This window comes from Truepera sp. (assembly GCA_032027045.1).
Classification (GTDB): Bacteria; Deinococcota; Deinococci; order Deinococcales; family Trueperaceae; genus JAAYYF01.
This window is the reverse complement of the sequence record JAVSMU010000001.1, coordinates 2,042,069-2,063,740: the sequence shown is the minus strand read 5'-3', so window position 1 is coordinate 2,063,740 and position 21,672 is coordinate 2,042,069. Positions and strand designations below refer to the sequence as shown.

General features: G+C 70.2%; 24 protein-coding genes. 9 read left to right on the top strand and 15 right to left on the bottom strand.

All coding sequences use genetic code 11. The annotated features are described in order from the left end of the window. Positions 1–17 precede the first annotated feature (17 nt). A complete protein-coding gene (locus tag ROY82_09525) occupies positions 18–365 on the top strand; it encodes a hypothetical protein (protein ID MDT3682695.1) in 348 nt (115 codons plus the stop codon). 103 nt (positions 366–468) lie between these two features. On the opposite strand, the gene ROY82_09520 is transcribed toward ROY82_09525, so the two are convergent. Then, the gene (locus ROY82_09520) at positions 469–1,077 is read right to left on the bottom strand and encodes a putative dsRNA-binding protein (GenBank protein MDT3682694.1); all 609 of its coding nucleotides are present in this window, start codon (positions 1,075–1,077) and stop codon (positions 469–471) included. Between the two features lie 274 nt (positions 1,078–1,351). Here ROY82_09520 and ROY82_09515 point away from each other — a divergent pair, with 274 nt between their 5' ends. Further along, entirely contained in the window at positions 1,352–2,017 is a 666-nt protein-coding gene (locus ROY82_09515) for a response regulator transcription factor (GenBank protein MDT3682693.1), read from the top strand. A 35-nt stretch (positions 2,018–2,052) separates the two neighbouring features. Further along, complete coding sequence (locus tag ROY82_09510; protein MDT3682692.1) at positions 2,053–3,129, top strand: M20/M25/M40 family metallo-hydrolase; 1,077 nt, start codon at positions 2,053–2,055, stop codon at positions 3,127–3,129. Between the two features lie 4 nt (positions 3,130–3,133). Here the strand turns inward: ROY82_09510 and rnhA are convergent, their stop codons facing one another. Genes rnhA through rpiA form a run of 3 tightly spaced genes read right to left on the bottom strand, consistent with a single transcriptional unit; the run spans position 3,134 to position 4,729 of the window. Further along, the gene (rnhA, locus tag ROY82_09505; GenBank protein ID MDT3682691.1) at positions 3,134–3,661 is read right to left on the bottom strand and encodes a ribonuclease HI; all 528 of its coding nucleotides are present in this window, start codon (positions 3,659–3,661) and stop codon (positions 3,134–3,136) included. Next, positions 3,645–4,037, bottom strand: a complete 393-nt coding sequence (gene acpS, locus ROY82_09500; GenBank protein MDT3682690.1) for a holo-ACP synthase — start codon at positions 4,035–4,037, stop codon at positions 3,645–3,647. The genes rnhA and acpS overlap by 17 nt, the downstream gene beginning before the upstream one ends. After that, a complete protein-coding gene (gene rpiA / locus ROY82_09495) occupies positions 4,034–4,729 on the bottom strand; it encodes a ribose-5-phosphate isomerase RpiA (protein ID MDT3682689.1) in 696 nt (231 codons plus the stop codon). Before rpiA ends, acpS begins: the two co-directional genes overlap by 4 nt. 137 nt (positions 4,730–4,866) lie before the next feature. Between rpiA and ROY82_09490 the strand changes: the two genes are divergently transcribed. Both ROY82_09490 and mreC read left to right on the top strand, forming a co-directional pair. Beyond that, positions 4,867–5,490: a Maf family protein gene (locus ROY82_09490; protein MDT3682688.1), complete on the top strand. Its 624-nt coding sequence runs from the start codon at positions 4,867–4,869 to the stop codon at positions 5,488–5,490. Continuing rightward, positions 5,483–6,265: a rod shape-determining protein MreC gene (mreC, locus tag ROY82_09485; protein MDT3682687.1), complete on the top strand. Its 783-nt coding sequence runs from the start codon at positions 5,483–5,485 to the stop codon at positions 6,263–6,265. Before ROY82_09490 ends, mreC begins: the two co-directional genes overlap by 8 nt. 15 nt (positions 6,266–6,280) lie before the next feature. On the opposite strand, the gene leuS is transcribed toward mreC, so the two are convergent. Together leuS and ROY82_09475 are read right to left on the bottom strand one after the other, a co-directional pair. Beyond that, positions 6,281–8,806, bottom strand: coding sequence for a leucine--tRNA ligase (gene leuS / locus ROY82_09480; GenBank protein ID MDT3682686.1), 2,526 nt, complete (start codon positions 8,804–8,806; stop codon positions 6,281–6,283). Between the two features lie 74 nt (positions 8,807–8,880). Then, positions 8,881–9,006, bottom strand: coding sequence for a hypothetical protein (locus tag ROY82_09475; protein MDT3682685.1), 126 nt, complete (start codon positions 9,004–9,006; stop codon positions 8,881–8,883). Between the two features lie 189 nt (positions 9,007–9,195). On the opposite strand from ROY82_09475, the gene lpdA reads away from it, so the two are divergent. After that, entirely contained in the window at positions 9,196–10,590 is a 1,395-nt protein-coding gene (gene lpdA, locus ROY82_09470; GenBank protein ID MDT3682684.1) for a dihydrolipoyl dehydrogenase, read from the top strand. 60 nt (positions 10,591–10,650) lie between these two features. On the opposite strand, the gene argJ is transcribed toward lpdA, so the two are convergent. The 4 genes from argJ to ROY82_09450 all read right to left on the bottom strand — a co-directional run bounded on the left by argJ (position 10,651) and on the right by ROY82_09450 (position 15,194). Next, positions 10,651–11,799, bottom strand: coding sequence for a bifunctional glutamate N-acetyltransferase/amino-acid acetyltransferase ArgJ (gene argJ / locus ROY82_09465; GenBank protein ID MDT3682683.1), 1,149 nt, complete (start codon positions 11,797–11,799; stop codon positions 10,651–10,653). Positions 11,800–11,824: 25 nt separating this feature from the next. Beyond that, positions 11,825–12,937, bottom strand: a complete 1,113-nt coding sequence (argC, locus tag ROY82_09460) for an N-acetyl-gamma-glutamyl-phosphate reductase (GenBank protein ID MDT3682682.1) — start codon at positions 12,935–12,937, stop codon at positions 11,825–11,827. Positions 12,938–12,943: 6 nt separating this feature from the next. Continuing rightward, positions 12,944–13,885, bottom strand: coding sequence for an ornithine carbamoyltransferase (gene argF, locus ROY82_09455; GenBank protein MDT3682681.1), 942 nt, complete (start codon positions 13,883–13,885; stop codon positions 12,944–12,946). Positions 13,886–14,036: 151 nt separating this feature from the next. After that, positions 14,037–15,194, bottom strand: a complete 1,158-nt coding sequence (locus ROY82_09450) for a prepilin peptidase (protein MDT3682680.1) — start codon at positions 15,192–15,194, stop codon at positions 14,037–14,039. A gap of 107 nt (positions 15,195–15,301) precedes the next feature. Here ROY82_09450 and ROY82_09445 point away from each other — a divergent pair, with 107 nt between their 5' ends. Next, positions 15,302–15,802: an OmpH family outer membrane protein gene (locus tag ROY82_09445; protein MDT3682679.1), complete on the top strand. Its 501-nt coding sequence runs from the start codon at positions 15,302–15,304 to the stop codon at positions 15,800–15,802. A gap of 135 nt (positions 15,803–15,937) precedes the next feature. Here the strand turns inward: ROY82_09445 and trmD are convergent, their stop codons facing one another. The 5 genes from trmD to ffh form a co-directional block, all read right to left on the bottom strand. After that, complete coding sequence (gene trmD, locus ROY82_09440; GenBank protein MDT3682678.1) at positions 15,938–16,681, bottom strand: tRNA (guanosine(37)-N1)-methyltransferase TrmD; 744 nt, start codon at positions 16,679–16,681, stop codon at positions 15,938–15,940. 2 nt (positions 16,682–16,683) lie between these two features. Beyond that, positions 16,684–17,277, bottom strand: a complete 594-nt coding sequence (locus tag ROY82_09435; GenBank protein MDT3682677.1) for a hypothetical protein — start codon at positions 17,275–17,277, stop codon at positions 16,684–16,686. Between the two features lie 16 nt (positions 17,278–17,293). Further along, positions 17,294–17,524, bottom strand: coding sequence for a KH domain-containing protein (locus tag ROY82_09430; GenBank protein ID MDT3682676.1), 231 nt, complete (start codon positions 17,522–17,524; stop codon positions 17,294–17,296). 35 nt (positions 17,525–17,559) lie between these two features. Then, on the bottom strand, positions 17,560–17,865 hold the full coding sequence (gene rpsP, locus ROY82_09425) for a 30S ribosomal protein S16 (GenBank protein ID MDT3682675.1): 306 nt from the start codon (positions 17,863–17,865) through the stop codon (positions 17,560–17,562). 200 nt (positions 17,866–18,065) lie between these two features. Then, the gene (ffh, locus tag ROY82_09420; GenBank protein MDT3682674.1) at positions 18,066–19,382 is read right to left on the bottom strand and encodes a signal recognition particle protein; all 1,317 of its coding nucleotides are present in this window, start codon (positions 19,380–19,382) and stop codon (positions 18,066–18,068) included. A gap of 154 nt (positions 19,383–19,536) precedes the next feature. On the opposite strand from ffh, the gene ROY82_09415 reads away from it, so the two are divergent. Together ROY82_09415 and ROY82_09410 are read left to right on the top strand one after the other, a co-directional pair. Beyond that, positions 19,537–20,034, top strand: coding sequence for a hypothetical protein (locus tag ROY82_09415; GenBank protein ID MDT3682673.1), 498 nt, complete (start codon positions 19,537–19,539; stop codon positions 20,032–20,034). Then, positions 20,010–21,593, top strand: a complete 1,584-nt coding sequence (locus ROY82_09410; protein MDT3682672.1) for a tetratricopeptide repeat protein — start codon at positions 20,010–20,012, stop codon at positions 21,591–21,593. Before ROY82_09415 ends, ROY82_09410 begins: the two co-directional genes overlap by 25 nt. Positions 21,594–21,672: the final 79 nt, after the last annotated feature.

The following is a 21,672-nucleotide window of genomic DNA, read 5'->3' as shown; positions in this document are numbered from 1 at the left end:
CATGGTAACTTGCCGGAATGTCGGAGCCGGCCGCACCCCCCGCCAAGGGCTCCCGCGAGCCCCGCCGCTACCTCGTTCAAACGGTTCACGCCGACGTCGTCGTGACCGTCAATGCCGACGCGGGCGGGCTCGACGATGACCTGCTGTCGTTCGAGGCCGCCGACGCCGAGAACGTGGCGGACCTCACGATGTCGACGCCGTTGACGGCGTTCGCTGCCAAGGTGGTCGACCTCATCGAGTTGCAGGGGACGGATGACTTCGGTGGCAGCCCGAAACTGCTCGAGATGCTCATCAAGGAGAAGGCGACCTTCGAGCTGAGGCGGCTAGGGCGCTTCGCCGAGGCGCTGGCCTCCCGCGGCGACTGAACCGGCGGGTGAACCGCCGCCACCGCCGCGCACAACCTTCGCCGCGCGGGACCTTCGCCCTACGCGAGCTTCGGTGCACGCGACCTTCGTCGCCATCCTTCCGTCAGTCCTCTTCGTCCTCGTCCTCCTCGACCACCTCGCCGAGGTCGGCGAGGAGTCCCTTGTAGAGCCTGACCGAGAAGTCGTGGATGGCGGCGAGCGCCTTGTCGCCTCGCAGGTCCGCGGAGACGCGCCGCTCGGCGACCTCCACCACGCTGCCGAGCAGGCCCTCGAACATCGGCCAGGGCCCCGTGAACTCGGCGGCCAGGTCGTCATCCTCGAGCTCGATGGGGTCGACGGCGGCCTCGAGCGCCGGCTGCGGGCCGGCCTTGGGGGTCTTGGCGGCCGGGGCAGCGGTGCGCCCGCGGCCCCGCTGGCCGCCCCGCGACTTCGTGCCGGCGGCGCCTCCCTCCGCAGCGCCCTTCTTGACGCCGGCCTTACCGGTGCTGGAGTTCTCTCGGCGTTCGAGGGCGGCAAGGGCCTCCTCGGCGGCCACCTTCTCGGCGTCGCGTTTCGAGTGGCCCTGGCCCGTGCCAAGCACCTCGCCCTCGATGACGACGTCCGAGAGGAACGAAGGTTCGTGTTCTGGCCCCGTCTTGGCAGTGTTGAAGTCGGGCCTCTCGAGCCCGAGCTTCTGTGCCAGTTCGATCAGGAGCCCTTTGGGATGCGCCATGCGCCCTCCTTGGGGGTGTGGTCTCCGGCTTGCAGCGTCGGTCTTCAGGTTCTCCCGGCCGCATGCTCCTTTTCGGCTGCGGTCCGAGTGCAACTGCCGGGCGCCCGTCTCTGACTATGCGCGCACCTGCCATGTGCGGCGGTGAAGTGCGCACCTAGTCGGAGCCGCGTGCCCGGCAGCTGCGCCGAGAAGGCTACCACGCTCGCGGCACCCGGTGAGACGCCGAGGTGGCGGGCGGCACCACCGTGGGCCGGGCTTGCGTTACGATTGCCGCATGACTCGCCTGCTGCTTTGTGACGACCACGCCATGTTCCGGCAGGGCCTCAGGAGCATCCTCGAGACCGAGGACGACTTCCGGGTGATCGGCGAGGCCTCCAAGGGGCGCGAGGCCATCCGCTACGCCCTCGAGACCCGCCCGGACGTCATCCTCATGGACATCCAGATGCCCGAGCTTGACGGCGTGGCCGCCACCAAGGCCATCCTCGCCGAGCACCCCGACGCCCGCGTCATCATCCTCACCATGTACCGGCAGGACCGCTACGTGTTCGAGGCCGTAAAGGCGGGCGCCCGCGGCTACTTGCTCAAGGACGCCGGCGCCGCCGAGCTGGTGGACGCCATCCGCAGGGTCGCCGCCGGCGAGACCCTGCTGAACGCGGAGATGGCCGCCTCCATCCTCGACGAGTTCCGCAAGCTCGGCGACATGCCCAAGCACCCCGAGCACAAGCTGAGCGAGCTGACGGAGCGCGAGGAGGCCATCCTGCGGCTCCTGGCCCAGGGCGCCACCAACCAGGAGATCGCCACGTCGCTCAACGTGAGCGAGAAGACCGTGCGCAATCGCCTCTCCGAGATCTTCTCCAAACTGCGCCTCAACAACCGCACGCAAGCGGCGCTCTACGCCCTGCGCGAGGGGATAGCCAGCCTGCAAGACAGCCAACAGTGACCTCGCGGCGCGGCGCGTCTGCAGACGACGCTGCGTTGCGGGCCTTACTCCTGGCACTGGCACAGACCCCCGCGCCGACCGGCTCAGAAGATGCGCGCCGCGAGGTCGTCAGGCGCTTATGGACCGAGGCGGGGCTCGAGCCGCGCACCGACGCCGCGGGGAACGTGCTCGCCGAGGTCGGGGGCACGGAGGCATCCGGCGCAGGCGACGCTGGGTACGTGATCGTTGCCGCGCACCTCGACAGCGTCTTCGGGCCGGCGGTCGACGTGAGCGTGAAACGGGGCGACGGGCGCTGGAGCGGCCCCGGCATCGGCGACAACGCCGCGTCGCTGGCGATACTGACCCGTTACCTACAGACCCGCGACCAGTCCGGGCGCGCCCGGCCCGCCCTCCTGGTCGCGGCCACGGTGGGCGAGGAGGGCCTGGGGGACCTGCGGGGCGCGCGCCACCTCGTGGCCGAGGCGGGCGGTGGGGCGAGCGCGTTCATAGCCTTCGACGGGGTGCTCGGCACCATCACCGACTTGGCCGTCGGCTCGCGCCGTTACGAGGCGCGGTTCAGTGCCAAGGGCGGCCACTCGTGGGGCGACTACGGCGCCCCCAGCGCCGTGCACGCCGCCGGGTCGGCCATCGCGGCGCTCACGCGCGTCAAGGTGCCGCGCTCCCCGCGCTCGAGCCTGAACGTGGGCCAGGTCTGGGGCGGCACCAGCATCAACGCCATCGCCGAGACGGCGGGCTTCAACCTCGACCTCAGGAGCGTCGACGCCGACTCCCTGGCCTCGTTGGACGCCGCGGCCATGAGCGCCGTGCGGCAGGCCGCCGAGCGCTCTGGCGCGCTGGTGGAGTTGATCCAGGTCGGCGACCGCCCGGCGGGCAGCTCCCCGAACGAGCGGCTCGTGGCGGCGGCAAGGGCCGCCTACGGCGCCGTGGGCGTAACGGCGCACACGTCGGCCGGCAGCACGGACGCCAACCCGGCCATGGCCGCCGGCCTCCCGGCCATCGCGTTCGGCGGTTACCGCGGGGGCGACGCGCACCGCCTGGAAGAGTGGCTCGAACCCGATTCCCTGGCGGTGGGCCTCGAGGCCTTCAGCGAGCTGCTGGAGCGCCTGGCCTAGGCCCTTAACCCCTGCCGCGCGTGCGTCTGGCCGCGAGGGCCAGGGCGTCGACGGCCTCGTTCTCCGGGTGACCGGCATGACCGCGGGTCCACGACCAGCTCACCCGGTGGCGCTTCTCGAGCTCCAACAGTTCCTCCCACAGGTCGCGGTTCTTGACCGGCTGCCTGGACGAGGTGCGCCAACCGTTGCGCTGCCACTTGTCGAGCCAGCCGTCCGTGAACGCCCGCTTGAGGTACTCGCTGTCGGTCACGATCGTCACGCTGTACGGTTCCGCGAGCGCCTCCAGCGCGCGAACGGCGGCCGTGAGCTCCATGCGGTTGTTGGTGGTGCCGCCCTCGTAGCCCGACGCCGTGGTCCTGCCGGCGGGCGTTTCCAGCATGTAGGCCCAACCGCCGTGGCCGCTCGCCGTGTCGCACGAGCCGTCGGTGTACACCTTCACGTGTTCGCGGGGGGTGACTGGCGAGCCCGCCGCGTCCTCCTCGGCACCGAAGAGGGGCGCTTGCGCCTTGGTGGGCTTACGCGTCGGACACATCGCCGGGCTCCTTCGCACGTCGTTCGAGCACGACCACGGCGGCGGCGTGATCGCGGCCGTGGGTGAGCGACAGGTGCACCACGAGGTCCCGGGCCCGGCACGCCTCTGTCAGCTCGGGCGCCAAGCGCAACTTGGGCCTTAGGCCGTCCTTGACGACCCAGACGTCACGCCAGCCGAACGGCTCGCTCCAGCACTTCTGGAAGGCCTCCTTGGCCGCGAAACGCGCCGCCAGCCCGGGCACCATGTCGCCCCGGCCCGCCAGGGCCTCCAGCTCTTCGGGGTGGAACACGCGCGGCACGAACCTGTCCGGGAAGCGCTCGAGGGAGCGGCGGATGCGCCACAGTTCCACCAGGTCCAGGCCCACCGCGACGATCAAGCCACGACCTCGTCCACGCCGGTCCTGCTCGCGATGAACGCGCGTTCCGCCATGCCGAGGAACAGCCCGTGCTCGACCACCCCGGGCATGTCGGCCAGCAGTTCCGCAGTCCGCGTGGCGTCGAAAGGAGTGCTGAAGTGCAGGTCGTAGACGAGGTTGCCGTTGTCGGTCACGAACGGCGCTCCGTCCGCCAGCCGCAGGCGTGGTTCCGCCCCCAGGTCCGCCAGCAGGCGCACCAGGCGCTTCGTGCCGAAGTTCACGACCTCGACCGGCAGCGGCGCCCTCTCACCGAGGTGACCCACGCGCTTGCTCTCGTCGCCTATCAGCACGAAACGTTTGGCGGCGGCCGCGACGATCTTCTCACGCGTGAGCGCTCCCCCGAGGCCCTTGATGACCTGTAGGTCGGCGGTCACCTCGTCCATGCCGTCGATGGCCAGGTCCAGCCCCCCGGCCGGCAGCTCCGCGAGCCCGATGCCCAGGGCGGCGGCGCGTTCCTCCGTCTGCCGCGAGGTGGCCACCCCCGTCACGTTCTTGAGCGTGCCGTCCCTTAGCTTGGCGCCCAGTCCCTCCAGCAGCCAGCGCGCCGTGCTGCCCGTGCCGAGACCCAAGAGCATGCCGTCCTCGACCAGCGCCAGCGCGCGCAGGGCGGCGGCCTGCTTCATGGCTTCCATACCGGTAGGCTTTCCCGTCATGGTCGGAGCATACCGTCAGGTCGGCCGGCGGCGCCGGGGTCAGGCGGGCAGCACCAACGCCGGCGTCCGAGCTGCAGCATCGGCGCCGGAGTCCGGCCGGCACCACCCGCGGCGCGGCAGCCGTTATCCTTGGTCACGTGCTCGCCGTCAACTTCGTCCAACCTCAAGGACGCGTCACCGAACCCGGAGCGTCGCCGCGGCTGGTCCTCGCCAGCGCCTCGCCGCGCCGCGCGCAGTTGCTGGCGAGCCTCGGGCTGACCTTCGAGGTGATGGCGCCGAGCGTCGACGAGACCCCCGCCAACGGCGAGTCGCCCGCTCACCTGGTGGAGCGCCTGGCGCAGGCCAAGGTACTCGAGATCGCCTGGGAGAACCACGAGGCGCTGGTCATCGGGGCCGACACGACCGTCACCCTGGACGGCGTCGCCATCAACAAGCCCAGCGGCTTCGAGGAGAACCGCCGGTTCATCGAGCGGCTGGCGGGCCGCCGGCACGAGGTGTTCACCGGGCACGCGCTCGCCTACGGCGGGCGCCGCGAGTCGTTCGTGGTGCGCACTGTGGTCGAGTTCCGGCCCTTGAGCGAGCCCGAGATCGTCGCCTACTGCCGTTCCGGCGAGGGCCTCGACAAGGCCGGCGGTTACGCCATCCAGGGCGTGGGCGCCACGCTGGTGACGGGCATCGAGGGCTGTTACCCGAACGTCATGGGGCTGAGCCTCGTAAACGTGGTGCTGGCCGCGAGGCGCCTGGGAGTGAACCTTGTCTAGCCTGCTGCGGGCCTGGTACGTGTTCATCGCCCTTGGCCTCTTCACCGTTGCGTTCACGGCGTTCGTCGGCAGGGTGCCGGCGGACGTTACGGCGGCCGTGGCGCTGCCGCACGAACTATTGCACCGTGCCGGCACCAACCTCCGGCTGGCGCTTGAGAGCGCCGTCGACCGCCGCGACCACCGCGCCCTGGTGGCCGAGCTTCAGGTGCAGCTCGAGGCCGAGCGTGAGGCGTCGCGCCAGCTCGAACTCGAACTGGAGCGCTACCGCGACGTCGTCAACGTGGCGAAGACCCAGTCACCCGGAGTGGTCGCGGTGGCGCCGGTCATCGGGGCGGACGGCACGGCAGACCTCGGGCGCCTCCGCGTGGGGTTGGGCGAGAGTTCCGGCGTGGCGCGCAACATGCCCGTGACGGTGGCTGCCGGTCTCGTCGGCATAGTCACCGAGGTGGCAACGAACACCGCCGTGGTGCGCACGATCATCGATCCGCAGTCGCGGGTCGGCGTGACCGTGAGGGGCAAGGGCGGCCAGGGCGTGGCGATCGGCGAGGTGGGCGGGACCGTGCGCGTGTCGCGCTTCATCCTCGAGCAGCCCGTGGCCGTAGGCGACGTCGTGGAGACGTCCAGCTACGGGGGGTTGTTCCCCGCGGGCGTCAGCGTCGGCGAGGTGGTCGAGGTGCTGCCCCCGGACCCCAACGACCTGCGCCGCACCTTCCTCGTGCGCCCGAGCGTCGAGCTGGCCACGCTGCAACAGGTCGTCCTGCTGGCGCCCCAGTGAGGGTGTCTACCTACCTCAACCCTTCACGACGAAGTTGACGAGCTTGCCGGGCACCACTATCTCGCGCACGATGGTCTTGCCCTCCAAGTGGCGGGCGACGTTCGGGTCACCCTTGGCGGCAGCCAGGACGGTCGCCTGGTCGTCGGTCGCGTTAACCTCGACCTGACCGCGCAGCTTGCCGTTCACCTGCACCGCGAGCGTGACCGTGGTGGCCACCAGCGCCGCCGGATCGTAAGTGGGCCACGCCTGCAGGTGCACCGAATCCTCGTGGCCGAGGCGGTGCCACAGCTCCTCGGTCACGTGCGGCGCGATGGGCGCGAGGAGGAGCAGTAAGGACTCCAGGCCGTGCCGCCACGTGTCGGTGTCTGCCAGTCCGCCGGCGCGGGCCTTCTGCAGGGCGTTCTGAAGGGTCATCAGCTCGGCGATGGCCGTGTTGAAGCGGAAAGCTTCGAAGTCGTCGGTCACTTCCTTGATGGCGTGATGCACGGCCCGCCGCAAGTCGGACTCCGGGACGGCGGCCGCCGGCTCGGCCTTGGCGACGTCGACCACCAGGTTCCAGACGCGGGCGAGGAAGCGCGCCTGGCCGTCGATGCCGCTGTAGCTCCACGGCGCGCCCTGGTCCCAGGGACCCAAGAACATGAGGTAGGCGCGCACCGTGTCGGCGCCGTACTGCGCGACGAGGTCGTCGGGGTTGACGACGTTACCGCGCGACTTCGACATCTTCTCGTTGTCGGAGCCCAGGATCATGCCCTGGTTGCGAAGGCGCCTGAACGGCTCGCTCTCGCCCGTGAAGCCCAGGTCGCGCAGGACCTTGGTGAAGAAGCGCGAGTAGAGCAGGTGCAAGATGGCGTGCTCGATGCCGCCCGTGTAGGTGTCGACGGGCGTCCACTTGGCGGCGAGCTCGGGATCGAACGGGCGCTCCGAGTCGTGCGGGCTGAGGTAGCGGAACCAGTACCAGGAGGAGTCCTGGAAGGTGTCCATGGTGTCGGTCTCGCGCGTGGCGCTGCCGCCGCACTCGGGGCAGGTCGTCTCGAGGAACTTCTCGTGCGTCTTGAGCGGCGACTCGCCCGTCGGGATGAAGGCCACGTCCTCGGGCAGCAGCACGGGGAGGTTCTCGAACTTCTCGGGCACGATGCCGCAGGAGTCGCAGTAGACGACCGGGATGGGCGTGCCCCAGTAGCGCTGGCGGCTGATGAGCCAGTCGCGCAGGCGATAGGTGGTCTGGGCGCGGCCGATGCCCTTGCTTTCCAGGAACTCGATGGCGGCCGCGATGGCGGGGCTGTTCCTGCCCTTCTCGCCGTTATGCTCCAGGCCGTCGAGCGGCCCCGAGTTGATCATGGTGCCGGGGCCGGCCCACGCCTCCCCCAGCTCGGCGGCGTTCAGCTCACCGGTGACTCCGGGGGGCTTCACCACCGGGACGATCTCGAGCCCGAAAGCACGAGCGAACTCGAAGTCGCGCTGGTCGCCGTAGGGCACCGCCATGATGGCGCCGGTGCCGTAGCCCATGAGCACGTAGTCGGCTATCCAGATGGGGATGCGCGCGCCGTTCACGGGGTTCACGGCGTAAGCGCCAAGGAACTCTCCCGTCTTCTCCGCCCTGTCGGCCATACGGTCGATGTCGGACTTGTGGCTCGCGCCGTCGACGTAGGCGCGCACGGCGTCCCTACGCTCCGGCGTCGTCAGCTTCGCTACGAGCTCGTGCTCGGGCGCCAGCACCATGAAGGTGGCTCCCCAGAGCGTGTCGGGGCGCGTGGTGAACACGGTGATGCCGTCGCCGGTCTCGGTCTCGAAGGTCACCTCGGCGCCCTCCGACCTCCCGATCCAGTTCGTCTGCATGGCGACGACGCGCTCGGGCCAGTCGAGTCCCGAGAAGTCGAGGAGTTCCTCGGCGTAGTCGGTGATGCGGTAGTGCCACTGGGGCATTAGCCGCCGCTCGATCAGGGCGCCCGAGCGGTCGCCGCGGCCGTCGATGACCTGCTCGTTGGCGAGCACGGTCTGATCGACGGGGTCCCAGTTGACGAACGACTCCTTGCGGTAGGCCAGGCCGCGCTCGAGCATCTTGATGAAGAACCACTGGTTCCACTTGTAGTACTCGGGATCGCAGGTCACGATGCGCTTCGACCAGTCGAACATCGCGCCCATCTGCTCGAACTGCCGTGTCATGTGGGCGATGCGGTCGTAGGTCAACCTGGCCGGGTGCACGGTGGTGTCGCCCGCCCGCGCGGCCCGGACGGCGGCGTTCTCGGCCGGCAGGCCGAAGGCGTCGTAGCCCATGGGGAAGAGCACGTTGTAGCCGCGCATGCGCTTGTAGCGCGCGGCGGCGTCGGCCGGGGCCTCCGCGTACCAGTGCCCGATGTGCAGGTCGCCCGACGGGTAGGGGTACATGGTCAGGAAGTAGTACTTGGGACGGCTGTCGCCTTGCAGGTCGACCTCGTAGAGTCCCTGCTCGCGCCAGCGCTGCTGCCACTTCTTTTCGACGTTCTCGGGTGCGTAGCGCTCGGCGTGCCCTGCTGCGCCGGCGCTGGCTATCGTCTCGGTCATGGTCTCTCCAGTATAGGTCGGGTCCTGTGCCGCTCGGGTGCGGCTTTTCGTCAACCGGCCGGTCGCGGTGTCCCTCAAAGCTCGACCCCGGCAGCCTTGCCGGGGTCGACGCGCGCGGGCGTGGCGACTCGGTCCGGCGGCGCGCCTTGCCTCAGGGCTAGTCGCTCGTCAGCAGCCTTGCGCTTGGGGGCCCGGTTCATGCGCGAATGGTAGGCGGTTGGGCGTGGGCTGTCAACGCCTTGGCCGCGGATTCCACCGGGATAGCCCACACCGATCGGGCCGGAGCGTCGCCCTCGGGCTAAACTGCGGGAGCAGAAAGCCGGGCGCTCGCCTTACTTCGCCGGCGAGCGCGCCACGTTCCGCTGTGGTGTAACCCCTGGGAGGAAGCAATGGACTTCGACCTCATCGTCATCGGCTCCGGCCCCGGCGGCTATCACGCCGCCATACGGGCCGCACAGCTTGGCCTGAAGGTTGCTTGTGTCGAGAAGGACGCGGTCGGGGGCGTTTGCCTCAACGTCGGCTGCATCCCCACGAAGGCGCTGCTTCACGTGGCGTCGGAGTTGCGGGGCGCCAAGGCCGCGAGCGCTTTCGGCGTCGACTTCGGCAAACCCAAGATCGACCTGGGCGCAGTGGAGAGCTGGAAGCTGGCGGTGGTCAAGAAGCAGACCAACGGCGTCGGCATGCTCTTCAAGGGCAACAAGATCACCCTGCTTGAGGGGGAGGCGCGCTTCAAGGACCCGCATACGGTGGAGGTCGCCGGCAAGGCGTACAGCGCCGAGAAGTTCGTCGTGGCCACGGGCTCGAGGCCGGTCGCCATCCCCGGCTTCGACTTGGACGGTGAGCGCATCGTCGACTCAACGGGCGCGCTCAACATCGGCAAGACGGTGCCGGCGCGCATGGTGGTAGTCGGGGCCGGCGCCATCGGGCTCGAGTTCGCCGACGTCTACTCCTCGCTGGGCAGCGAGGTGACGGTCGTCGAGATGCTGCCACACATCGCGGGCGCCACCGACGCGGACGCGGGGAAGGAACTGCGCAAGGCGCTGGAGAAGCGCGGCATTCGCATCCTCACGTCTAGTAAGGTCGTCAGCCAGAAGGCGACGAAGAAGGGCACCGAGGTGACGGTGCAGGACGTGGACGGCAAGCAGGAAGTGATCGCGGCCGACCGCGTGCTGGTGGCCGTCGGTCGCCGCCCGAACGGCGCCGGCCTGGGGCTGGACGCCGCCGGGGTGAAGGTCGACGAGCGGGGCTTCGTGCCGGTCGTCAACGACCACATGCAGACGAACGTGCCCCACGTGTACGCCATCGGCGACGTCGCTCGGGCCCCGCTCCTGGCGCACAAGGCGATGAAGGAGGGCGTAGTGGCGGCCGAGCACGCCGCCGGCCAGCCCAGCGCCTACGACACGGTCGTTCCCAGCGTCATCTACACCTCCCCGGAGCTCGCCAGCGTGGGCATGACCGAGGAGGAGGCAAAGGCGGCGGGGTTCGAGGTCCGCATCGGCCGGTTCCCGCTGGCCGCCTCCGGGCGCGCCGCCACGCTCGGCGTCGACAGCGGCCTGATCAAGCTGGTGGGAGACGCCAAGACGGACCTGCTCCTGGGCTTTCACATGGTTGGGCCGAACGCCGGCGACATCGTGGCCGAGGCGACGCTCGCCATCGAGATGGGCGCCACGCTCGAGGACATCGCCCTCACGCAGCACCCGCACCCCACCATCTCGGAGGGCGTGATGGAGGCCGCCGAGCACGCTCACGGCAAGGCGATCCACATCGCCAACAGGCGGCGCTGAGGCCGGGCTGCCCGCGGAGTGACGGGGCCAGGGGCGAGCACCCCTTGCCCCGCGACTTCCTCAGGTCCTGTAGTCGGCGTTGATCCTGACGTAACCCTCGCTGAGGTCGCAGCCCCACGCCTCGCCCTGCGCGCTGCCCACGCCGAGGTCGGCCTCGAGCAGCACGTCGTCGGAACCCAGGGCCTGCGAGACCTGCTTCTCGTCGAAGGGTTGCGGCTCGCCGTAGTACAGCTCGAAGCCCTGCGCCAGAACGCGCACGTGCGCCTCGTTCAGCGCGACCTGGGCGCGGCCCACTGCCGCCAGGATGCGGCCCCAGTTGGGGTCGGCGCCGTGGACGGCCGCCTTGACGAGGCTGCTCCCGGCGACGGTACGGGCGGCGCGGCGCGCCTCGCCCGCATCCCTGGCGCCCGTGACGCGCACGGTGATCAGCTTGGTGGCGCCCTCGCCGTCGCGCGCCACCTGTTTGGCCAGCGAGACGGCGACCTCCAGGAGCGCCGCCTCGAGGTCGCCGGCGTCCGCTGCCACCAGGTTGGAGGAGAGCGCGATGGCCATGTCGTTGGTGCTCGTGTCGCCGTCGACCGTCAACTGGTTGAACGAGCGCTCGACGACGCGCTGCCACATCTCCCGTAACGCGGGCTGCTCGACGCGGGCGTCGGTCATGACGAACGCCAGCATGGTGGCCATGTTCGGGTGGATCATCCCCGAGCCCTTGGTCACCCCCACCACCTGTGCGCCCCCGGGCAGCATGGCCGAGGCCTCCTTGGCCACCAGGTCGGTCGTCAGGATGGCCCGAGAGAACGCCTCGCTGTCGTCGCTGCGCTGCGCCGCCGCACTGGGCAGCGCGGCCACGAGTTGGCGCAGGGGCATGGCCTGCCCGATGATGCCCGTGCTGGCGCTGAGCACCACTTCGGGGCCCGCGAGGCCCAGGGCGTTCGCGGCTTCCCTGGCGAACTCGAGATCGTCGCGCCCCCCTTGTTCGCCGTTGGCGCAGTTGGCGTTGCCGCTGTTCACCACCAGGGCCCGCACGGCGCCGCCGCCGGCGGCGAGCGCGCGGTTACGCGTGACGCAGGGTGCGACCACGGCGTTAGTGGTGGAGCTGTAGGCCCAGCGGAGCGGAGCGTCGGCGTAGATGATGCCCAGGTCGGGCCTCCCCGAGCGCTTCACGCCGGCCGAGATGCCGGCGAGTTGGAAGCCTTGTGGAACCTTCACTGCCGTCCTCCTTCGGGCAAGAACCTCACGGCCACACGCCGGCGAGGGAGAGGGCAGTCGTCTCCTCGAAGCCGAAGGCCACGTTGAAGCCCTGCACGGCCTGGCCCGAGGCGCCCTTGCCGAGGTTGTCGATGGCGCAGAAGACGAGCGCGTGGCCGGTGCGATCGTCGTAGTGGGCGCTCAGTTGCGCCCTGTCGCTGCCGCTCACGGCCTTGGTCTCTGGCAGCGTGGGGCTCACGCCGATAAGCGGGTCGCCCGCGTAGTAGGTGGAGACGAGCTCGAGGAGCGCGCCGGTCGAAGGTTCCAGCGCACCCCACCCTCGTGGCCTGGTCGAGACGGTGGCCAAGATCCCGCGGGTGAGCGGCACGATGTGCGGCATGAACGACACGGGCACGGCGTCGTAACGCGCGTGAGTCACCAGGCGCTTGCCGTCGCCCCGCGCCGCGGCGGCCACGGCCCTGCCGCCAACGGCCTCGATCTCGGCCGTGTGCCTATGGGTGCCGCTCGGCTTGTAGGGCCGGGCGTTCTCGTTCATCTCACTGAAGTGCAGCGCAGGCGAGGTCGCGCGGCCCGCGCCCGACACGCCGGCCAGAACGTTCACGACCACGGAGTCGCCCAGCAGCCCGGACGCGGCCAGCGGCGCGAGGGCTAGCGAGGCCGCCGTCGCGTTGCAGCCGGGGCTGGCCACGATGGTGGCGCCCGGAAGCTCGTGGCGGTGAAGTTCGACCAGCCCGTACACGGCGCTGCCGAGCAGTTCGGGGTGCGGGTGGGGGCCGCCGTACCAGCGTTCGTAATCGGCGGCGCCGAGGCGGAAGTCGGCCGAGAGGTCCACGACCCGCTTTCCCGCCGCCACGGCCCGCGCCACGATGGGCGCCGTGGCCGCGTGTGGCGTGGCGCAGAAGACCACGTCGGAGAGTGCCAGCACCTCGTCCGTGTCGACGAAGCGCAGCGGGCTGCCTGTGCCAGCGAGGTGCGGCCAGGCGTCCGCCAGCGGCTTGCCGAGGTAGTTGCGCGAGCCGAGCGCCACGAGCTCCACGTGCGGGTGGCGCGACAGGCGCTCGATGAGCCCGGCGCCGCCGTAGCCGCTGGCCCCGAGCACCCCGACCCTCAACCGGCCGGCCTCAAGCGTTGCGGCCACGTCGCCTCACTCGCCGGCCATGAACTGGAAGATCACGGCCTTGTGGGCATGCAGCCGGTTCTCGGCCTGGTCGAACACGACGCTGCGGTCGTGGTAGACGGCGTCTTCGGTGCACTCCTCGCCGTAATGGGCGGGCAGGTCGTGCATGAAAACGCCGCGCGGGGCGAGGTCGTCGAACCACTCCGGCGTGATGGTGTAGCCGGCGAAGGCCTTCTTGCGGTGCTCCGACTCCTCCTCCATGCCCATCGAGATCCACACGTCGGTGTAGAGGGCGTCGGCGCCGCTGATGGCTTCTCGCGGCTCATGCGATACGTGGATGACGCCGCCGGCGCTGCGGCCGGAGGCCAGGATGCCCGGCTCGGGCTCGTACCCCGGCGGGCAGGCGATGGTCAGCTCGACGCCCGCCAGGGCGGCGGCGTTCACGTGCGAGTTGGCCACGTTGTTGCCGTCGCCCACGAACGTCAGCTTGAGGCCCGCCAGTTGCCCGAACGTCTCCTTGAGGGTCACGTAGTCGGCGAGGAGCTGGCACGGGTGCAGGAGGTCCGAAAGCCCGTTGATGACGGGTACCTTGGCGTGCCGCGCGAGCTCGACGAGCGTGCCATGACCGTAGGTGCGGGCCATGATGCCGTCCACCCAGCGGTCCAGGTTGCCGGCGACGTCGCGCACCGTCTCGCGCACGCCCCAGCCGATGTAGTTCTGGCTGAGGAGGATGGCGTGACCGCCCAACTGGGCCATGGCGATGTCGAACGTGGAGCGCGTCCTGAGCGACTGCTTCTCGAAGATCATGGCGAGGGTCTTGTGCTGCATGAGCGCCGGCCTCGTCCCGTTCTTCCAGGCCGTCTTGAGCTCTATGGCGCTGTCGATCAGGCCCGCGAACTCGTCCCTGCTCAGGTCGGACAGGGACAGGAAGTCGCGACCGGCAAGACTCGGGATGCGTGATGGCTTCACCTGAGCTCCAGACTACGGATGCGTGATGGCTTCACTCGGGCTCCAATCCTACGGGAGGTTCGGCGCGGCCGGGGGCCGCGAGGGCCCGGCCATGACGAACGGGCAACATGCTAGCACCCGTCAGTCCCGGCCCACGCCGCGGGGCGGCGGTTCAGGTGACGCCCAGCAGTCCCAGGTACCAGGTGATGACGGCGTCGCCGAAGAAGAGCGCGGCCAGGCCGCCTGCCAGCAGGTAGGGTCCGAAGGGGATGAGACGTTTGCCGCCCGCCAGGCGGCCGACGATGCCGAACAGGGCGCCCAGAAAGACGGCGAACAGCACGGCCACGAGGAGCTTCTCCCAGCCGAGGAGGGCGCCTATCGCCGCGGCGAGCTTCACGTCGCCGAAGCCCATGGCCACCGGTTCGGGGTGCTGGTCCTCGGCCTCCTTCTTGCGCGCCTCCTCGGCGGCCTTCGGCCTGAAGGCGTCGTGGAGCCACCAGTAGGAGGCGCCGATCAGCGCCCAGGCGCCCGCTGCCAGCACGCTGCCGCTCAGCGCGGTCACCGTCGGCACCGTGAAGGAGGTGCTCGATAGGACCAGCGCGACCAGCCACAACCCGTACATGAGGGGCTCGCCCAGGCGGAGGGTGCGGCGCGCGGCGAGGTTGACGATGACGCTCACCGCCCCGGCGGCCAGGCCCCACCAGACGCCGGCCAAGGCGCCCACCACGGCCGCGATGTTCACCTGGTCGAGGCTGATGGGGAAGAGGCGCTCCGTGGTGTCCGTGAAACGCCTGAGGACGAGCGCCCCTACGCGGTTGATGAGCACGAGCACGCCGGCGCCGGCGAGGGCGCCCGTGAGCGCCGCCAGTGGGCCGGGCAGGTCGGTCGCCTCGCCCGTCAGGAACGCCCCGAGCACGCCAAGCGCCACGGCCGGGAGCGTGAGGACGTCGGGGAGGATGTAGTGGTCGACGTCGATGAGGGCCGCCATCACGAGCATGGCCAGCACGGCCCAGAGGGGCAGGAACGCGAGGCCGGTCGTGACCGGCGGCCAGCGCAGCGCGACCGCCACGAACACGGCGGCCATGAGCGCCTCCACGAGGGGGTAACGGGGCGATATCCGCGCGCCGCAGTGGCGGCACTTGCCCCTGAGGGCGAGCCACGAGAAGATCGGCACGAGCTCGAGTGGCCCCAGACGGTGGTTGCAGGTGGGGCAGTGGCTGCCCGGGAAGACGATCGATTCGCCGCGCGGAAGGCGCCAGATGACGACGTTGCCGAACGACCCGATGAGGCTGCCGAGGATGCCCGAGAAGACCGCGAAGATGACGGTCACTGGTGCGGGCCGACGGTTCCGCGGCGGGTTAGGGGGGTTCTCGTGTCGAACACGGGTCAGGGCCTCACAAGGCTTCTCATCATTCCGGTGGTAAGCTTCCCGGCGCTATGAGAAGACTCACCCTCCTAGGACTTGCCGCGGCCGTAGTGGTCGCCCTCTTCGCGTCGTCGCTGAGCGCCCAGTCGCGCCAGACCAAGCTAGTCTTCGTGGACGCGCAGGCCGTCCTGAGGGCGCACCCCGCCGGTCAGGCGGTCGAGGACCTGAGGGCCCAGGCCGCAACCGAGATCAAGGGCCTCACCGACAGCATCTCGGCGCTCGAGAACAAGCTCAGCAGCGGCCAGACGCTCACCCCCGAGGAGAGCGAGCGCTACTCCACGTTGCGCTCCACGCTGCAGGCGGTGCAGGCGCGCTACCTGGACGAGATCAACAAGGCTGCGGCGCCCGCCGTGCAGGCCACCAACGAGGCCATCGCGGAACTCGCGAAGGAGAACGGTTACACGGTGGTGATGGACCGCGTCGAGGCCGCCAACCAGCACCTCGTGGTCTATGCCGACGACGACCTCGACATCACCCAGCTGGTGATAGACAAGGTCAACCAGACCCCGTAAGGGCCGAACATCGCCGGGAACTGGAGGACCGCGACCGAGCAGAGGCCGCGGTCCTTCCGTTAGGGCATGACGCGGCTGCTGCGCTGCCTTTACGGTGCCTAACGAATGCCAACGGTCCGGGGTGAGGCTACGAGACTAGGGTGTTGGACCGCGCTCCGCGCGCCAGCGCGCCACTAACGCGCGCTCCTCGTCACTGAGCGGCGCGCTTTCCAGCAGCTCGGGCCGGCGCTCGAAGGTGCGTCTGAGGGCCTGGAGGCGGCGCCACGCCTCGACGTTGCCGTGGTGCCCCGAGAGCAGCACCTCCGGCACGTCGTGGCCCTGGTAGCTGGGGGGCCGCGTGTACTCGGGGTAGTCGAGAAGGCCCGAGCTGAACGACTCCTGCCGGTGGCTGTCGGCGTCGCCGAGCACGCCCGGCAGGAGCCGCGCCGTGGCCTCGAGCACGACGAGTGCGGGCAGCTCGCCGCCCATGAGCACGTAATCGCCGATCGACACCTCGCGGGTGACGAGCCGCTCCACGCGCGCGTCGAAGCCCTCGTAGCGGCCCGAGATCATGGCGAGGTGGGGCAGGTTGGCGAAGTGCTCCACGAGGCGCTGCGTGAGCGGCTCACCCGCGGGGCTCAAGAGGATGGTCTCCGTCGGTGGGGGCGTGTCTTGCGCCAGCTCGGCCACGGCCTGGCCCGCGACGTCCACGCGCATGACCATGCCCGCACCGCCGCCGTACGGGGCGTCGTCCACTCGATTGGTGCGGTTGCCCGCGAAGCGCCGCAGGTCGCGCAGCTCCACGCTGAGAAGTTCGTTGCGAAGGGCCTTGCCGAGCAGTCCCTCCTGGAGGTAAGGCTCGATGAGGCTGCTGAAGAGGGTGTAGACGGTGAAGCGCATGTTCAGCGCGCGTCCAGGAGGCCCAGCGGTGGGTCGGTGAGCTCGATGGCCGGCTCCCGGGTCACCTCGACGTAAGGCGCCGCCAGGGGCAGCAAACAGGTGCCGCCGGCCGCCAGGGCGACCACGACGATGGCGTTTGGGCCCGAGAGGTCGGCGTCTTCGACGGTCCCGACGAGCGTGCCCGCCAGGCGCACCTCGAGGCCGACCAGCGCCTCCTCCTCGCTCGGCTCGGCCAGCGCCTCCTCGAGCTCGGTCGCCAGCTCGCTCGGCAGCAGGGCGGGGTTCAACCAGACCTCGGCGTTCACGAGCCGTTGGGCGGTGGTGCGGTCGCGTACGCCCTCCAGCAAGAGGAGCGGGGCGCCGGTCTTCTGGTAGCGCAGGTCGCGCACGCGCGCGTCACCCAGGCCGGTGACGAACAGGCTGCCGGCGGCGGCCACGACCCGCGCCGCCAGCGACCGCGGCCCGGGGACGCCCTCGGACTCGAGCGCGGCCGGCACGTGCCAGCGCAACGCACCCTCCAGCTGGAAGGTGCGTCCCAGGTCACCCAGGGGAAGGTAATCGCCGGGTTGTTCCTTGGCGGTGGGGTTAGGCAGCATCCGGAGGCGCCCGGCGCTACTCCAGTAGCTGGACTTCGACGCGTTGGCGCCCGTCGGCCGCCGCTCGCGCCAGGGTCCTGACGGCGTTGATCACGCGCCCGCCCCGGCCGATGATGCGGCCCACGTCCTCGGGTGCGCACGTGATGTCGATATGCACGTTGCGCCCGTCCGAGGTGGAGGTGACCTCCAGGTGCTCGGGATCGGCTACGAGGTTCTGTAGGACGAACGTGACCAGGTCGAGGGGCATGCCGCCTCCGTTCGCGGGGTGCCGGGGCTAAGCCCTCAGGCCTTCGCCTCTTGCCGCTTGACGTACGAGCTGCGGCGCTTGGCCAGCAGGGACTGCGGGAGTTCGACGCCCGTCTTCTCGAGGAGACGGAGTGCCGTGTCGGTCGGTTGGGCGCCCAGCGCCATCCAGTGAGCGGCGCGCTCGGCGTCGACGCGCAGGTGCTCCGGCGTAGTCTCACGCGGATCGTAGTAACCGATCTGCTCGATGTAATCGCCGCTCCGCTTGGTGCGGCCGTCGACCACGACGAGGCGATAGTGCGGGTTCTTGGTCGAACCCATGCGCATCAGACGAATCTTGACCATATCTCCAATATCCTCCAAGAGCCTCGGAAGGCTGCGTACTGCCTGTCAGGCGGGCCCAGCGTCGACGATACGACGAGTGGCCTCTAGAAGCCACCTAGTGTACACGGCGTGACCCGGTCGTTCCAGCCCACCCCGGCACGAACTGGTTCTTAGTTGACACGGCCCGGCGCGCGTAAGGCCGTCGGCCCCTGCCGCCGGCGTCAGCCTCGCAGGCCGCGGCGGCCGCCGCGCCGGGGCGGCCGCTTGCCCATGCGCTTCATGAGCTTGCGCATCTCCTCGTAGTTGTTGATGACCCGGTTGACGTCCTGCACGGTCGTGCCGGAGCCGCGCGCGATGCGCTTGCGGCGCGACGCGTTGAGGATGCGAGGCGTGTGGCGCTCGCCCTCCGTCATGCTGGAGATGATGGCTTCCACCCGCAGAATCTCGCGCTCGTCGATGTTGGTGCCGGCCGGCACGATCTTGTTGGCGCCCGGGATCATGCTGAGCACGTCGGTGAAAGAGCCCATCTGCTTGATGCGCCGCATCTGCGTGAGCATGTCCTGGAGCGAGAAGTCGCCCAGGTTGCGCATCTCCGTCTCGTCGTCCTCGCCCTCGAGCGCGCGCGCCTTCTCGATCAGGGTGAGGACGTCGCCCATGCCCAGGATGCGGCCCGCCACGCGGTCGGGGTGGAACGGCTCCAAGCCGTCGATCTTCTCGCTGATGCCGGCGAAGTAGATGGGCTTGCCGGTCACGTGCTTGGCGGAGAGCGCGGCGCCGCCGCGCGCGTCGCCGTCGAGCTTGGTCATGATCAGCCCCGTGACGCCCACCTGCGCGTCGAACGCGTTGGCGACGGGTAGCGACTGTTGGCCCGTCATGGCGTCGACCACCAGGATCTTCTCCGAGGGAGCCAACCTTTGGCCCAGGTCCGCGAGCTCGTCCATGAGCGCCTCGTCCACCTGTAAACGGCCGGCGGTGTCGACGATCACCAGGTCGCGGAAGTCCTTCTGCAGGTGCTGTTTGAGGCGCGCGCTCGAGGCCGCGGGCTTCTCGCCGTCTTGCACCTCGAACACGGGCACGCCGATCTGCGCGCCGAGCACCTTGAGCTGGTCGCGGGCGGCGGGGCGCTGCGTGTCGGCGGCGACGAGCAGCACGCGCCGGCCCTGTGACTTGTAGCGGTATGCCAGCTTGCCCGCGGTGGTCGTCTTGCCGGCGCCCTGGAGCCCCATGAGGAGCCAGACGTTGCCCTCTGACTTGAGCGTCGGCAACACGGCCTTACCGCCCAACACGGCCACCAGTTCCTCTTGAACGAGGGCGATGACGCGCTGGTCGGGTTGCAACGACATGAGAACGTCGGAACCGACGGCCTTCTCTTGCACGCGGTTGGTGAACTCGCGGGCCACCTCGAGGTTCACGTCGGCCTCGAGGAGCGCCACGCGCACCTCGCGCAGGGCGGCCTTGACGTCGGCCTCGGTCAGGCGGCCGCGGCCGCGCAGGCCGTCGAAAACGGATTGGAGTCTGTCACCTAAAGACTGGAACATCGTCACTGCCAAAGGGCGCTATGGCGCGGGGTCTGTGCCGTCCGCTGCGAGCGAGGGCGGGGTGCGGCGGCAACCTAGAGGGTAGCGGCTGGGAGGGGGCAGGGTCAACCGAGGCCGGGCGGAAGTCCCTGGCGGGCGGTGCTAGACTCTGCGCATGTCAACGGCCACCCGTCAAGCGCCTGGGCCCCGCGGCTCGCGTTACCGGACCCTCTGGTTGGCTGCCCTCCTCACCTTCGCCATCGCCCCGGCGGCCCACGCCCAGCTCCTCGCAGACGTCCTCATGACCACTGCCATCTCGGCGCAGTTCGACGCGGGAGTCAGCTTCCCCCGCGGCACCATGCGAGCGGTCGGCAAGGGGGTCGACGCGCTGGTGGCGCGCATACCGGATTCCGGCGCCTGGACGGACTGGGAGGCCTACGCCCTCGGAGGAGTCGTCGTGGCCCTCGCGGGTGCCAAGGTCCACGAGATCTCGACCGCCTACGCCGTCGCCGGCTACTTCGAGCAGGAGCGGACGGAGCGCGCGGTCTCGGGTCCGCAGGGCCCTGAAACGCATACGCGGATCGTCTTCGTCGGGGAGGACGGGTCGCAGCGCTTGCTGTACCTGATCCGCGCCGGCCAGGAGGTCGTATGGCTCACCGCGAAGGCGCGCTGAGCCCCCGCTTCTCGTTGCTACTTCGCAGGTGGGCGGCGGGCGCTGGGCGCCTCGCCGCCGCCTCCTTGTTGAGCCTCGCCGCCTTCTCGATGTCCCAACAGGGCCTCCAGGTGTCCGCGGTGAACGTCGAGGCGGCAGACGCCGCTTACCACGCGGCGGAGGACGCGCTGGCCTTGGCGCTGGGCGTGGACCTCGGGCGCACGCCCAGTCCGGACGATCCGGCCTGGCACGCTGCGCTCGCCGCGGCCTCCCACGCCTCCGCTCTGGCCGCCGACGCCTTGGAGGCGTCCTCGACCGAAGAGCAAGCTGCCGCACTCGAGCTGGCGCGGCGCGCCTACCGCCTCGAAGCGCACGCCTACGGCCTCACCAACTGGTATAGCCGCGCGTTCGCCGCCTGGGACGCCTTCCTCGCCGCCGGCGGCGAGCTGACCGATTCGACGCCCACCCTGCCGTCCGGGGCCGGCGCGCACCTGAACACCGACCTCGCGGAGTTCCACCGGGTGGTCAGCCAGCTCGCCTTCTCCCGCTACGAGGCCGGCGACTATGCGGGCGCCCAAGCTTGGTACCTCACGCTCTTGGATCAGGAGCCCGACGACCCCGAGGCGCTCCGGTGGCTCGCACGCATGGCCTACGAGCGTGGAGATACGGCCGCCGCAGTGGTCATCTGGCAGCGCCTGGTGGAGGTGGCGCCCGACGACGAGGGCGCCCGCTTCTTCCTCGAGCTCAGCCGCGAGCGTGAGAAGTACGGTGTTGCGGCCAGCGAGGCGTACCGCCAAGGCCTCAGGGCCTACGACGCGGGCCGCCTGGACACGGCCTTCGAGGCGTTCCAGGCGGCCGTGGCTGCCAACCCCGGCTTCACGAACGCCGCCGTTTGGGCGGGCCGGACCGCCCTCGAGACGGAGCGGCCGGACGCCGCGGTGAAGTACTGGGAGCTGGCGGTCGCGCTGGCCCCGGAAGACTCCCGGTCGGCATGGTTCCTCGACTACGCCCGCGTCCAGCAACGCTGGGGCGTCGCGGCCGGTCGCGCCTACTACGATGGTCTGGCGCTCTACGAGGACGGTGACGTGGCCGAGGCCCAGAAGCGCTTCCTGGCGGCAGTAGAGGCGGCGCCCGACTTCAAGGAGGCGAACGTCTGGGCCGCGAGGACCACGCAGGAGTTGGGCAGGCCCGACGAGGCCATCGCCTACTGGCAGGCCGTCTTGCGGCTGGACCCGAACGACGACCGCGCGCGCTACTTCATACATAATGCTCGGCAGGCCGCTCAGTACGGTACCGAGGCCAGCGAGGCCTTCGCGCGGGGGCTGGCCGCCTACCAGGCTGGTGACGGCGATACGGCAGAGGCGGAGTTCAAGGCCGCCACGGCGGCATCCCCGGTCTTCGTCCAGGCTTGGGCGTACCTCGGGCGCGTAGCCTTTCAGAAGCGGGACTACGCCGTGGCCGCCGAGGCCTACGGCCGGGCGCTCGAACTGCAACCGGATGACGAGGACTACGCCTACTTCGCGGGCGAGGCCGCGCGACTGGCCGAAAGCGAGCAGGGCGCGCCGGTCGGCGTGCCCTGAGGCTCGAGGCAACGGCCGGGCCCGGCCGCCGAGGTTCGAGAGTGCAACCCAAAGTTCAAGCGCCCCTTGGCGCAGCGGG